Origin of the sequence: Acinetobacter sp. ANC 4558 (assembly GCF_002135375.1) — a bacterium.
Classification (GTDB): Bacteria; Pseudomonadota; Gammaproteobacteria; order Pseudomonadales; family Moraxellaceae; genus Acinetobacter.
In genome coordinates this window covers 382,918-397,087 of sequence record NZ_NEGH01000001.1, presented here as the reverse complement: position 1 = coordinate 397,087, position 14,170 = coordinate 382,918, and the positions used below count along the sequence as shown (strand labels likewise).

Genomic DNA, 14,170 nt, shown 5'->3' with positions numbered 1-14,170 from the left:
TTTGGTCCGTTGATGTTTTCAAACATCAATATCCAATAAACACTAATGAGAATTAATATCAATTTAATTAGTTGCATTGTAGTAAACTAATTAAATAAAGTAAATGATTTGACCCATATACAATGACATGGCAACATAAAAAGCTAAGTTGTATGGAATAAGTATGCCCGCTCTCAAAAAAACACCCACACGTGGACGTCCACGTACAATTACGCATGAACGCATCATGAATGCTGGTATTGAGATTGGTTTGTTGAACCTTACATTTGTTGGCGTTGCTTCAGCACTTGGAATTAGCCATATGGCACTGTATAAACATGTCGCTAGTCTTGAAGAGCTTAAGTACTTAATTGCTGAAGCTATTTTTCTTCAATGGGAAATTCCTCAACCACCAAATACTGTTCCTCATAATTTAAAAGAGTATTTAATTATTTTTATGCATTCTCTACGAGAATTAGTAAAATCTAATGCGGGACTGACACCTTATTTAATTCGTAGAATGGCTTCTACTCCTTCTATGATTCACAAAATAGAATCCCATCATGATGTAATCGCACAAGCTTATAATCTCACACAAAATCAAGCACGTTGGCTCAATGCAACGATTGCTTTTCATTGTATTGCAGTTGCCGATACTATTTATTCTGTGGTCGGTAAAGAACCTATAAAAAATCTCAACCGTGAAATGGAAGAAGTTGAAATGGAAGAAGAATTTATACAAAGTATGGAGGCTTTAATTATTGGTACATTAGCAATGTTGAATGATAAAAAATGAGCGCTACAATTTTCTGGATAACACCAACTTTTTATATAAATTGAATTTATTGGGCTACTTTTCCTAAAAAAGTGGTTCAATAAAACGTATTCGGAAATGACTCATTTATTTTTGTTAAATTATTCCATTTGATAATGGTTGCTTGTCAATGTATGACCTTTTATCTAATTTTAAATATTGATAATGCATGATTTTTAATTAAGATTTGAGATCAAACTCCTCATATTACAATTCATTTTTAAGAGATGAATTACGACAACAAAACAGTATTAAATCAACAAAATATATCTAACTATATTATAATATTACGACTTTCAATTCCCTAGGTTTCAAGAATGAATGATGCACCCAAAGTTCAACGCCAAGCTGCACCCATTAGACAGCAAGTTACTGCATTATTAAAAAGAGACATACTTGATGGTTTCTTTATGCCAGGTGATCGCTTAGTAGAAAGCGTGCTCTGTGAACGTTATGGTGTTTCTCGTACAGTCATTCGTGAAGTGTTACGTTTATTAGAAAGTGAACACTTAATTAGTGTCGTGCCTATGCAGGGGCCAATCGTCACCAAACTTTCAGATGATGACATTATTAACTTATATTTAGTTCGTGCTAAAGTTGAAAGTTTAATGATTGAATTATTTATTAAAAATTCAGACATGAATGAAAAAAAAGAGCTTTATGATTTATATCAAACCCTAGATAAAAAGTTTTTAAATGGTTCAGTTGATGAACGTTGGGAATATAAAGATTCGTTTTATAATATTTTACTCAAAGGTGCAAAAAATAACGTACTTGAAGAAATGATTTTAAAAATTCAGGCACGTGTCGGATTATTTAAACACTTTGCCTTCGTTTATGAAGATCGAGTAAAACGTGGTTATGATGATTTAAAATTAATTTTTGATGCAACACTTGCAGAAGATATCATACAAGCATGCACGCATAACGATCATCATTTATTAGATGCAGGACAAGCGGCTGTTAGAAACTATAAACGACATTTAAACTCGATCCCATCTTAATGGTATTGCTTTACTCACCCTCAGATTGGTGAAAATTGTATTGCCTCTTCTTAAAGAGGCAAAAACAGTTTAGCTGGCAATATATAATCCACCATTTACATGCAAGGTTTCACCTGTAATAAAACTCGCAAAATCAGATGCTAAGTATAAAATTGCATCGGCCACTTCATCTGAATGCCCAAGACGATATAACGGCGTTTGATCTAGCAATTTTTCACCTTTCTCTGCCATCAATTGGCGAATCATCGGTGTATCAATTAAACCAGGCGATACATTATTCACACGAATATTCGGTGCTAATTCCATGGCTAAGGTTCGAGTTAAGTTTAAAACAGCTCCTTTAGAGGCAGCATAGTGACCATGATTTAAACTCCCTTTATGACCTGCCATCGAGGTAACATTGACAATTGCCCCACCTGAACGCAGGTATGGAATTGCAGCGCGAATGGTATAAAATACACCATCCAAATTAACCGCTGTAACTTTCAACCATTCTTGATCAGACATATCTTTTAGTGCACATTCTAAATATAAACCAGCACATGGAATTAAAATATCGATTCCACCAAAGCGTGCCACTGCTGCAGCCACCACATCATTTGCTTGCTGTGAGTTTGATACATCTTGTGCCAACGCCAAGATACGTTGCCCCGTCGGATCAAGTTCAGAAGCAAATTTTTCGAGTGCTTCCAAATTAAGATCTGATAATACTAATTGTGCACCTGCATTATAAAGTTTTTTGATGCAACTGATCGCAATTCCACCAGATGCTCCAGTAATCAATACTGTTTTTCCCTGAAAATTAAACATATCAATATCCTATAACCGAATAAGTGCAAGCTCTGGTTCATCTAAAATAAATGCAGCCAATTGACCAATTTGTGCCAGAATCATTGCTTGACCAGGAACAGTTTTCATACCACGAGTTTCTGCTTGTAATAATATTTTGGTTTTAGCTGGATTCATGACGACTTCAGCAACACAAGCATTTGATTCCAATGCATCGATATTAAATGGTAAAACATCTTCTAAAGCACCTAACATTCCAGCGGAACTGGCATTAATACATAAGTCAACATCTTTTACATCATAACTTGCATATTGAATATCTGCTTCTGGTGCATAGTTACGTAATATCTGTATTAATTCTTCTGCCGTCGCTTGAGTACGATTATAAATATGCAATGTTCTAACACCACGTTCTAATAATGCAAAAGCTATTCCACGTGCTACTCCGCCCGCACCTGCCATAAAGACTTTTAATGTAGGTCCAACCTCTACATTGGCATGGATTAACCCTTGCACAAAGCCTTTCCCATCGAACATCTCGCCATGAACTTGGCGCTGTTCATCAAAGCGAATAGCATTAACAGCACCAATAATTTGAGCTTGATCTCCCTTAATTTGAGTTAATTCAGACATGCTCATTTTGTGTGGTACGGTAATCACAGCCCCAACAATTGTGGGGATGAGTTTAAATGCTGCTAAACATTGCTCTAAATTTTCTGCTGCCACCTGAAAAGGGACACAAACTGCATCATAATTTGCTTTACGAAGTAACGTATTCATAATACGTGGGGTTTCTACATGTGCAATCGGGTCTGCCAGTATAGGAATAATTTTAGTCTTACCCGAAATTGGCATTGCTTCAAGATGATTTATCATCTGTCTTCTCCACGGTGTGTGTTCATTCGTTATGTATTACATTTCAATATGATCAAGACTAAGATGTATCTTAGTCTTGATCATAAGCATTGGTCATATTTGAGTCGTATCAAACGCAATTTAAAAAAATTCGATGAAAAAAGAGGCTGTTGATCTTTCATTCATGAATGGGCATTCTTGAAATAGCAACAGCCTTAAAAAGGTTTAATCAGAATTTGCTCTTACTGATTAAACCGAGGAAAGCACTTGAATTTCTATCTAAAAACTCACTCATTCAACATAATTTAAACTTTATCTAAATCAATTCCTTTATTGTCCTTCCACGTTAGGACGACTGCAATTGCAACAATACAGACAATAACAGCATAAACATTAAATAAAGATTCAAATTGATTTGCATATAACCATGTATTGACATATGAAGCTGTACCGCCAAATACTGCAATAGACAACGACATGAAAATACCAATTAATTTGGTACGATAACGTGTTGGAATCTGCTCAGACATTGCCGCAGGTTTACTTGATGTCAAGAAACCAACAAAAACGAGTCCGATTGCCTGCGCCACAAATAATGTCCATGGTTCGCTAGAAAGTAAATTCCATAACGGAAATAACAATAGCATTGACCCACCAAATGAAATTAATGTGCTGGTTTTACGCCCAATAATATCGGATAGCCAACCTTGAAATGGTAGACAAATAAGATAGACCATTTGTGCTAAACAACTCATTACAAATGCATCATGTGCATCCATTTTTAATTGGTTAATTGCATAAATGGCACATACGGTTACCCAAATATAGTAAGTTAGTGTTGATCCAGCTTCATAGAAAAATAATTTTATGCCCGTTTTTAATACTTTAGACAATGGCCAAGGCTGGCTATCATCTTGTTGCATTTTTTCAACGTGTTCACTTTCCATCATATTACGACGTAAATAAAGCACAAAGAATGCTAAGACTCCACCGAATAAAAATGGAATACGCCATCCCCAATCAAACATCGCTTCTTTTGATATTACTGCTGTCAGCAAAGCCAAAAATAAAGTCGCTGTCAGTGAACCTAACCCAACCGCAAAAAATACGGTACTTGACCATAATCCACGTCGTTTAGGCGGTGCAATTTCAGAGACATAGGCATACGATGTTGTTGTTTCTCCACCATGTGCAAAACCTTGAACTAGGCGTGCCAAAACTAAAATCAAAGAAGCCCAGTAGCCAATACTTTCAAAACTTGGAATTAACGCAATGACAATACTGGCAGCCGCCATCAGCAACATCGTAATCATTAATACATTACGACGCCCAATTTTATCGGCCAATGGTCCAAAAATAAAACCACCAAAAGGACGAGAAATAAAACCCACAGCAAATACAGCTAAGGTACTTAACAATGCAGAAGTTGGATCGGATTTATCAAATAATGCTGAAGCTATATAAACAGAAGCAACTGCATAAATGGTCCAATCGTACCATTCTAAAAGATTACCTACGCCACTTGCGATCAATGATTTTTTGCGCACTGCATATTTGACTGATGTCTGATCTACAGACTTAATTAAATTATCTACAGGTTGATTCATATATATCCTTATGTGATTTCTCTTAATTCGCAATCAAATCAATATTTATGCCGATGAAATGCATCCATGCTCAAAGCGCACAATCATGTCTTGATGCGATCTGGCAAATCCAAATTTGTCAGATCTTTAAAATTATTGATGTAAAGCACGCTGATACGCAGCAAGTACCGCCTCATGCATTGCTTCTGACATCGTTGGGTGTGGTAAAACTGTATTGATTAACTCTTGTTCAGTCGTTTCAAGTGTCTGTGCAATAGCATATCCATTGATCATCTCCGTAACTTCATCACCCACCATATGGGCACCAAGTAATTCGCCACTCACATCATCAAAAATAACTTTGACAAAACCTTCACTGCTTCCCATTGCTAACGCTTTACCATTTGCAATGAACGGAAATTTTCCAACTCGAATTGTTCGGCCTAATGCTTGCGCCTGTTTCTCGCTATATCCCACACTTGCAACCTGCGGATGGCTATAGGTACATGCTGGAATTTTATGCCTATCGAATGGATGAACATCTAACCCCATGATTTTTTCAACGCACAATACTCCTTCATGACTCGCTTTATGCGCTAACCATGGCGGACCTGCAACATCACCGATGGCATAAATATTGGTTTCACTGGTTCGACAATATTCATCTGTGACAATATGACCGCGCTCAATTTGAATTTGAGTTTTATCTAGTCCTAGATTTTCTGTATTTGCAGAAATACCGACTGCCAGTAACACCACATCGGCTTTTAACTGTACTTTTTGTTTTCCTTCCAAAGTCAACAGTACTTCACCATTCTTTATTTGATGCTCTATGACCTTGTATTCTGTATAAATTTGAATACCATCTTTTTTCAAAGACTTGGCTATGGTTGATGAAATTTCAGAATCTTCTTGTGGCAAAATACGATCAGCCAGTTCCACAACCGTAACTTCTGCACCCATTGATTGATAAAAGCAGGCAAATTCAATTCCAATTGCCCCAGCACCAATAACCACCATACGTTTTGGAATTGACTTCGGAACCAATGCTTCTTTGTAACTCCAAAAATACTGACCATCGATATGCATATTCGGAATAGTACGGGCACGGGCACCAGTTGCTAAAATAATATGCGTTGCATTCAATTGTTGATCGACTTGACCTTGTACATGAATTTGATTTTGACCCAGTAATTTAGCTTCACCATGAAAAACTGTCACTCGATTCTTCTTTAGTAAACCAATCACGCCGCGTTGTAATTGAGCTGATACATCACGAGAACGTTGTACAATTTTTTGAAGATTAACTTGGGGTTGATTCACCTCAACACCAAATGTATCGGCCTGTTTCACTAACCGTAAAACGTCTGCACTACGCAATAATGCTTTGGTTGGTAAACATCCCCAATTGAGACAGATTCCCCCAAGTTCAGCTTTTTCTATAACTGCGGTTTTCATTCCCAACTGACTGGCACGAATTGCAGCAACATAGCCACCTGGTCCACCACCAATAACGACCAGATCAAATTTTTGCTTATTCATGAGCTTTCCTCACTAAATTAATAGTTTCAGTGGATCTTCGATCAACTGTTGGAAAGCTGCCAGCCATTGAGCTGCTACGGCACCATCCACAACACGATGATCCGCAGATAAGCTACAACGAAGTACAGAACCGATCTCAAGCGCATCTTGAACGACAATTGGCTTTTTCTGAATTGCACCTACCGCCAAAATACCTGCTTGTGGAGGGTTAATGATGGCATTAAAATCAGATACACCAAACATTCCCAAATTGCTAATACTGAAACTTCCCCCCTGATATTGATCAGGAGTTAATTTCCCAGTACGCGCCAATTCAGCCAATTCAGCAATTTCACGATGAATGGTTGACAATGACTTGGTTTCTGCTTTTTTAATCACTGGGGTCAATAACCCTTTTTCGGTCGCAACGGCAACACTAATATCCACATGGTGATATTGATGAATAGCTGTTTCTGCCCAACATGCATTCATTGCAGGAACTTGAACCGATGCCAATCCAACTGCTTTAATAATCATGTCATTGACCGATATTTTTTCTGCTGCAATGGCATTAATTTGCTGACGAATCGTCAATAAAGCATCGACATGACATTCCACATTTAAATAAAAATGTGGCACTGTCGATTTACTTTCACTCAAACGGCGTGCAATCGTTTTACGCATATTACTCAGTGGGATTTCTTCATACTCCGCAAGATGCGCCACTGGTAATACTTTAGAATTTTCTACCATTGTTGTTTGATTTGCGACAACATGAGCAATTGCTTGTTCAAGAGCTAAATCAATATCCCGTTTTACAATTCGCCCATGAGGACCACTGCCCGTCAAGTCTGCTAAATTTAATTGATTTTGCTTTGCTAAACGTTTTGCAAGCGGTGAAGCAAAAACTCGTTCACCTTGATCGTGATTGTGCAAACCCACCGTTGACGCTTCTGTTACTACTCGATTAGCTGATGTTGTATCACTAATAGAATGTGTAATATTCGTTTGAGCTGCTGTAGCTTCAATCTGACCATCGCCATTTAATTGTAAAATTGCTGTACCAACTTCAACTTCATCGCCTGCTTTGGCAATAAGTAGACTAATTAAACCTTCTTGTTCAGCAATCAATTCAACCACTGCTTTATCTGTTTCAACTTCTGCAATACATTGACCAATGACAATATGATCACCTTCAGCAACTAACCACTGATTAATGGTGGCATGAGTAGTATTTGCCAAAACTTCTGGCATATGGAGCAACTTCGACATGATGCAACCTTTGACTAAAATTTAAATAAATTGCAATAAAACTCGTTAAACCGCTTCGCCTTTTTCACGCATCACCTGATATAAGCCTTCTACGACCTCTTCAGTACGTGCTGCTGCTGCACGTTCAAGTACTTTAGAAATACTTGGTGCACCTTCTGTACCATGTACCCGCTGAATAGGTTGATCTAGCCAGTCAAAACAGCGTCGTTGTAACTCATCTGCAAGCCAGCCCCCATAAGAAGTACCCTGATTACCCTGCTCCACAATCAAGACATTGTTGGTTTTACGAATACTGGCTTCAATGGTCTGCCAATCTAGACTTGCTCGATCAAGGAAACGTAAATCGATGACTTCAGCATCAACACCTGTCTGCTCAACTGCGTCTAAACTATGATCCACCATCGATAAATACGTTAAAATAGTGACTGCTTGACCTACACGACGTATTGCTGCTTGACCAAAAGGTATTTGATAGTCGAGATTATTTTCTGGAACTAAACCACTTTTACTATATAAATCGACATGTTCAATGACTAACACGGGGTCATTGCACGCCAAAGCAAAATTCATCAGTCCGATATAATCAAATGGCGTAGAAGCCGCCACAATGCGCCATCCTGGGTTCGTTACAAAAATACCCGCTGGATCCATTGAGTGTTGCGAACCATATCCCGTTCCCATTGCAATTTTAGTGCGTAACACTAAAGGCACATCACTTTGCCCGCCAAACATATGCCTTGCTTTACCAATTTGATTAAATACTTGGTCAGCCGCAACCCACATGAAATCTGGGTACATAAACTCAACCACAGGTTTAAAACGCCCATCAACAGCAATACCACCACCGAGTCCCATAAACGCATTTTCGCTAATGGGTGTACCCAACGTACGACTTGGAAACCGTTCTTTTAAGCCTTTTGTTGCGCCATTGGTTCCACCTTTAAGACGATGAATATCTTCACCCATTACCACAATAGAATCGTCTGTTTCCATACGACGATTCATGACTTGTGCCACGGCATCAATAAATTTGCTTTTGACTAAGTTTTCGGTAAATCCAATTTCTTCTTGTGTGTCAGCATGTGCGATTTCAGATAAATCACCACGTATACCAACATCAACAAAATCTTCTGAAGGCCAAAGTACTGGGCGAATACGGCGTTTGCCTTTTTCGGTAGGTTCCGTTAGTTCAGCAATGGCTTGTGTCATAACGCTTTGACACTGTTGACGTAAGCTCACGACTTGTTCTGAACTTAATAAACCACGCTCAAGCATTTTTTGTTCAAGCAATACAATAGGATCTCGTGCCTTCCATTCTTGCTCTTCTTCTTTACTACGATAACCAAATGCACTTCCTGGATAAGGTCCATTTTGATGGAAAAAACGGTATACATCAGCTTCAACAATCGTTGGGCCATTCCCCTCACGCATATGCTGTAAAGCCTGTTGCATCGTTAAATGCACAGCCAATGGATCCATCCCATCTACTTTCCAACTCGGAATATTAAATGCTGAACCACGGGATGATAATCGTGTTTCAGCAGTGGCTTCTTCAACTGAAGTTGATACCGCATAACGGTTATTTTCAATGAAGAAACAAATTGGTAATTTCCACGCTGCAGCCAAATTCATTGTTTCTAATACAGAACCAATATTAACTGCGCCATCGCCAAAATAAGTAATTGCAATGGCATCTGTTCCTGCATGACGGTGTGCCCATGCTGCGCCCGCTGCCATAGGTGCACCACCTCCCACAATTGCATTCGTACCCAATGCACCTGCTTCGATCCACTGCAAATGCATTGAACCGCCACGACCTTTACAGAAACCTTGCGCTAAACCTAAAATTTCCGCCAGCGTGCGTTGTAATACATCTTGAATATCTGTGCCGAATGCATTTCCAAGCTTGATTCCATTTGGACGTAAATATGTGAGTGCCTTAGCTAAAAACTGATGGTGGCCACGATGTGAACCATTAACCTGATCAGCTGCTGTCAGTGAGATAATTGAACCCACTGCACCACCTTCTTGACCAATACTTGAATGGGCAGGTCCGTGTACTAAACCCTCACCTGCAAGTTCAAGTACAGATTCTTCAAAAGCACGAATAATATGTAATTGTGTTAGCATACTTTCTAGCAAACTAGAATCTGCTTGGTTCCAATCTTCTTGCGTACTTTGCAATTCAATCCACGGACTTGCGGGGTGAAGATTAATCTGATTTGACATTCGGTCTATCCTTTACAATATAGCTTGATGGTGGGTAAATGCGCGTTTCTACTGAAACCCATTCGCATCCCAACCCCCATCAATTAAATAAGTTTGTCCAGTCATGAATTTGGCTGCGTCTGAAGCTAGAAATAGACCTAACTCTGCAATTTCTTCTGGCTCAGCCAAGCGATTTAATGGTGTACGACGTTCAAGATCGGCAACATCAAGCGTATTTTGTTGCTGTAATTTTTCCACTAATGCTGTACGGGTATATCCTGGTCCAATCGCCAAAACACGAATGCCAAATGCCCCCCATTCAGCCGCTAGACACTTCGTCATTGCCACAACCCCCGCTTTAGTCGTGCAATATGCTGTACGTTCAGCAGAAGTATTGAGTCCCCAGATTGAAGCTGTATTAATAATGGCGCCACGACCATGTAGTTGCATTTGCTTGGCAGCTTCTTGGGAACACAAAAATAAACTACTTAAATTAATGTCTACACAGCGACGCCATTCCGCCATGCTAATTTCTAATGATGGCTTATTGAGTGAAATGCCTGCGTTATTAAACAATACATCAACCAGACCAAAGTGATTTTTACAGCGCTCAAAGGCTGCTCTTACTGCTTCATCGTCTGTCACATTGGCAGCATAGCCACATACCTGATACGCTTTTAATGCATCTGTAGCTTCAGTTAATGCTGTTTCATTTAAATCAATCATAAATACTTTCGCACCTTGTTCAGCGAAAGCTTTAGAAAGAGAAAAGCCGATCCCAGCTGCTGCACCCGTCACCACAACAGTTTTTCCTGCAATTCCTGAATATTGCGTTTTAGATTGAATATTTTCCATCATCTCATTCCTTGAATATCAATACAGAAAGCTAACAAGCATTCTTTAGACACCGATATGCCGTACAAATGCTCTATTGCATCGTGATCACATTGCTGCCACATTACCCACACAGATATATTTAATTTCGGTGTATTCATCTAAACCATATTTAGAACCTTCACGTCCCAAACCTGAGGCTTTTACACCACCAAATGGTGCCTCAGCAGTTGAAATTAGCCCTGTATTTATACCAACCATGCCGTATTCCAAAGCTTCTGATACGGCAATACTTCGATTTAAGTTTTCTGTAAAAATATAAGATGCCAGACCAAATTCAGTATGATTTGCACGTGTAACTACTTCAGCATCATCGGTAAATTTAAAAATTGGCGCTAATGGTGCAAAAGTTTCATCGCGAAAACACAGCATGTCATCTGTTGCATTTTTAATTAAAGTGGGTTCAAAGAAGTTCCCACCTAAGTCTGACTGGTGACCACCCACTACAATTTCGCCCCCATGCAATAGTGCATCTGCAATGTGAGCTTGAATTTTATTAATTGCTTTTTGATTGATTAAAGGACCAATATCCGTTCCTGCGGTCAGTCCATTCCCCAATTTAAGTGCCGTGATTTTTTCTGCTAGTTTGGCAATAAATACATCATAGATTTGTGCTTGAACGAAAATACGATTGCTACATACACAAGTTTGACCTGCATTACGGAATTTACTGTCCATCACACCTTGAACAGCTAAATCTAAATCGGCATCATTAAATACGATTAAGGGTGCATTTCCCCCTAATTCAAGCGATAATTTTTTTAATGTCGGTGCAGATTGCTCCATTAACATTGCACCAACAGGCGTTGAACCTGTAAAACTCAGTTTTTTTACAATTGGGCTTTGCGTCATAACAGGGACAATTTCAGCTGATTTACCTGTCACAATATTCAACACACCTTTTGGAACACCAGCCAACTCAGCTAAATAACCCAATGCCAAAGCTGTAAAAGGTGTTTCTTGTGCAGGTTTAACAACAACAGTACAACCTGCAACCAATGCAGGTGCAACTTTTCGTGTAATCATTGCTGCTGGAAAATTCCAAGGAGTAATCGCAACGCACACACCAACAGGTTCACGTTTTGTCATAATGCGTTTATCTTTGCTTGCAGCAGGAATCGTATCACCATTCATACGACGCCCCTCTTCAGCGAACCATTCAATAAAACTCGCTGCGTAATTCACTTCTCCTTTTGCTTCATGCAAAGGTTTTCCTTGCTCAACCGTCATAATGGTCGCAAGTTCATCTTGATGTTGAATAATTAACGCATACCACTTTTTCAAAATATCAGAACGTTGTTTTACTGAATGTGCTTTCCATGCGCCTAATGCCTGTTCGGAACTTTCAATTGCAGCAGTAATTTGTGCAGGCTCAAGTGCAGGAATTGTTGCAATGAGTGACTGATCAACAGGATTTAAAACGTCTATTTTTTTTGAATTTGTTGACGCAACCCATTCCCCATGAATCAAAGATAAGTTTTTAAAAATTCCAAATGTGCTGATATCCATAAAGGCGTGCGTCCATATTAAATTTAAGGTCAAGCAGTGATTGAGTTACTGAATAATCATAATACACAATTACCGTAATACAGTATTATATTAGTTTTTTTTAAATGTAATTCAAATAGGTTTATTAGATTAATTATTTAAAATTAATAGAAAAAATAAGTTTATTAAAGTTCTTCTATATTTTAAAAATATAGATTAAATAGATACTTAAAGGATTTATTCTCAAAAAAATTAAATTCATATAGATTCGGATTAATATTTCATATTGTAATTTTACAATTCAAGTGATTATTTTTTAATCAAAAAACTAATAAATTAATTCGTATCTTATTTTACTGATACTTAAATTTGAGACTCTTATTAAAAATTATTGGTATAAAAAGATTATTTTTTATTCTAAAACTCTCTTTTAAACAATACACCATAATCCTAAATATCATTATTTTAAAAACTCATACTAGAGCATTAATAGTTGATTTTTTATGCTCATTTAAAACAAAAAATCGTGGAAATCCCACGATTTTTTATAAAGTTAATATTAATTAAGGATTTGGCTGCCAAACAAACTTTTGTGCTTCAATGTTATTTGGAATTAATTTTTGACCATAAAAAAGATCTGCAATTTTTTGTTGAGATTGAACAACTTCAGGCGTTAATAATGCGACAGGATTTGGATCATGCTTCTTACTAATCACCTGTTCAGCAATTTTAACATCTAAACCAGTGCTTTTTGCTAAAATTTCAGCGGCCTCTGTTTTATGTGAATTAATCCAAACATCTGCTTCATTTAATACAGTAAGTACTTTTTTCGCATCATTTGGATGATTTTTAACAAAACTCGGTTGCGCTAAATAATAACCATATGTTGGTGGCAATTCTTTAGAATCAAACAAAATTTTGGCATTACCGTCAATTTCAGCTGCACTGATGTACGGTTCCCAAACGGCCCATGCATCTATAGATTTTTTATCTAATGCAGCGCGTGCATCTGAAGGCGAAAGCCAAATTGGCTCAATATCATCCCAAGATAAATTTGCCTTTTTTAAGGCTTCTGCTAAGAAATTATGTGCACTTGATCCACGAGTTAAAGCAATACGTTTATGCTTCAATTCAGCAAGACTTTTAATACCACTATCAGTTGGCAGTAAAATTGAATGTGCTTGATTCGATGCTTGTTCATAACCTAAGTAATTTAATTGTTTACCTGCAGATAAAGCAAAAACAATAGGTGCATCGCCCGTATAACCAAAATCAATTGAATTAACAGAAAGCGCTTCTAAAGTTTGAGGGCCTGCTGGAAACTCTTTCCATTCAATTTTAACATTTGGAAATTCTTTTTCAAAAAGATGATTTTGCTTAGCAACAATTAACTTCAATGCAGCTTTTTGATACCCAATATTAAGTGTCTTAATATCATTTGCTGCAACTGCTTCTTTTTCGCTACTTTGCTGTTTTGAACAGCCAGAAAGTGCTAGCCCACTGCCTAAAACAGCGATTAAACTAAAACTGATAACCTTATTCATAGGAGAAATAACCTATTCAAAATTTTCTTCAGTTTATAGAGCTAATAATCCTTTGATAAATATCAAATGTAGATATACTTATCTTTTAATTTGCACCATTTTATACATGTTTTTAATACTTAATTTAAAATAAACTCAATATTTTCAATAATATATATTTAAAGTATAGATCATATCATAAAGAGTATATTTCTATATCTTCATCATTCATTCTAA

11 protein-coding genes are annotated in these 14,170 nt (G+C 37.6%); 2 read left to right on the top strand and 9 right to left on the bottom strand.

Annotated elements, in window-relative coordinates; translation table 11 throughout:
• Positions 1-163: 163 nt before the first annotated feature.
• Positions 164-775, top strand: coding sequence for a TetR/AcrR family transcriptional regulator (locus tag B9T31_RS01905; protein ID WP_086180268.1), 612 nt, complete (start codon positions 164-166; stop codon positions 773-775).
• Between the two features lie 335 nt (positions 776-1,110).
• On the top strand, positions 1,111-1,797 hold the full coding sequence (locus B9T31_RS01900; protein ID WP_086180267.1) for a GntR family transcriptional regulator: 687 nt from the start codon (positions 1,111-1,113) through the stop codon (positions 1,795-1,797).
• A 69-nt stretch (positions 1,798-1,866) separates the two neighbouring features.
• Here B9T31_RS01900 and B9T31_RS01895 read toward each other — a convergent pair whose 3' ends face one another.
• The 9 genes from B9T31_RS01895 to B9T31_RS01855 all read right to left on the bottom strand — a co-directional run bounded on the left by B9T31_RS01895 (position 1,867) and on the right by B9T31_RS01855 (position 13,954).
• The gene (locus B9T31_RS01895) at positions 1,867-2,607 is read right to left on the bottom strand and encodes an SDR family NAD(P)-dependent oxidoreductase (RefSeq protein ID WP_086180266.1); all 741 of its coding nucleotides are present in this window, start codon (positions 2,605-2,607) and stop codon (positions 1,867-1,869) included.
• Between the two features lie 9 nt (positions 2,608-2,616).
• Positions 2,617-3,462, bottom strand: a complete 846-nt coding sequence (locus B9T31_RS01890; RefSeq protein WP_086180265.1) for a shikimate dehydrogenase family protein — start codon at positions 3,460-3,462, stop codon at positions 2,617-2,619.
• A gap of 284 nt (positions 3,463-3,746) precedes the next feature.
• Entirely contained in the window at positions 3,747-5,048 is a 1,302-nt protein-coding gene (locus tag B9T31_RS01885) for an MFS transporter (protein WP_086180264.1), read from the bottom strand.
• Positions 5,049-5,180: 132 nt separating this feature from the next.
• Positions 5,181-6,569, bottom strand: a complete 1,389-nt coding sequence (lpdA, locus tag B9T31_RS01880) for a dihydrolipoyl dehydrogenase (protein WP_086180263.1) — start codon at positions 6,567-6,569, stop codon at positions 5,181-5,183.
• A gap of 12 nt (positions 6,570-6,581) precedes the next feature.
• On the bottom strand, positions 6,582-7,820 hold the full coding sequence (locus B9T31_RS01875; protein ID WP_086180262.1) for a dihydrolipoamide acetyltransferase family protein: 1,239 nt from the start codon (positions 7,818-7,820) through the stop codon (positions 6,582-6,584).
• A 45-nt stretch (positions 7,821-7,865) separates the two neighbouring features.
• Complete coding sequence (locus B9T31_RS01870; RefSeq protein ID WP_086180261.1) at positions 7,866-10,049, bottom strand: alpha-ketoacid dehydrogenase subunit alpha/beta; 2,184 nt, start codon at positions 10,047-10,049, stop codon at positions 7,866-7,868.
• Positions 10,050-10,097: 48 nt separating this feature from the next.
• Positions 10,098-10,883, bottom strand: a complete 786-nt coding sequence (locus tag B9T31_RS01865) for an SDR family NAD(P)-dependent oxidoreductase (protein WP_086180260.1) — start codon at positions 10,881-10,883, stop codon at positions 10,098-10,100.
• 87 nt (positions 10,884-10,970) lie between these two features.
• Complete coding sequence (locus B9T31_RS01860) at positions 10,971-12,431, bottom strand: NAD-dependent succinate-semialdehyde dehydrogenase (protein ID WP_086180259.1); 1,461 nt, start codon at positions 12,429-12,431, stop codon at positions 10,971-10,973.
• Positions 12,432-12,973: 542 nt separating this feature from the next.
• The gene (locus B9T31_RS01855) at positions 12,974-13,954 is read right to left on the bottom strand and encodes an aliphatic sulfonate ABC transporter substrate-binding protein (protein WP_086180258.1); all 981 of its coding nucleotides are present in this window, start codon (positions 13,952-13,954) and stop codon (positions 12,974-12,976) included.
• Between the last annotated feature and the right edge of the window lie 216 nt (positions 13,955-14,170).

Bases quoted from the DNA above. Each gene is read 5' to 3' on its own strand.
- B9T31_RS01900 (WP_086180267.1), top strand. From the start codon at position 1,111: ATGAATGATGCACCCAAAGTTCAACGCCAAGCTGCACCCATTAGACAG.
- B9T31_RS01885 (WP_086180264.1), bottom strand. From the start codon at position 5,048: ATGAATCAACCTGTAGATAATTTAATTAAGTCTGTAGATCAGACATCA.
- B9T31_RS01875 (WP_086180262.1), bottom strand. From the start codon at position 7,820: ATGTCGAAGTTGCTCCATATGCCAGAAGTTTTGGCAAATACTACTCAT.
- B9T31_RS01890 (WP_086180265.1), bottom strand. From the start codon at position 3,462: ATGATAAATCATCTTGAAGCAATGCCAATTTCGGGTAAGACTAAAATT.
- B9T31_RS01905 (WP_086180268.1), top strand. From the start codon at position 164: ATGCCCGCTCTCAAAAAAACACCCACACGTGGACGTCCACGTACAATT.
- B9T31_RS01855 (WP_086180258.1), bottom strand. From the start codon at position 13,954: ATGAATAAGGTTATCAGTTTTAGTTTAATCGCTGTTTTAGGCAGTGGG.
- B9T31_RS01860 (WP_086180259.1), bottom strand. From the start codon at position 12,431: ATGGATATCAGCACATTTGGAATTTTTAAAAACTTATCTTTGATTCAT.
- B9T31_RS01865 (WP_086180260.1), bottom strand. From the start codon at position 10,883: ATGGAAAATATTCAATCTAAAACGCAATATTCAGGAATTGCAGGAAAA.
- B9T31_RS01870 (WP_086180261.1), bottom strand. From the start codon at position 10,049: ATGTCAAATCAGATTAATCTTCACCCCGCAAGTCCGTGGATTGAATTG.
- B9T31_RS01895 (WP_086180266.1), bottom strand. From the start codon at position 2,607: ATGTTTAATTTTCAGGGAAAAACAGTATTGATTACTGGAGCATCTGGT.
- lpdA (WP_086180263.1), bottom strand. From the start codon at position 6,569: ATGAATAAGCAAAAATTTGATCTGGTCGTTATTGGTGGTGGACCAGGT.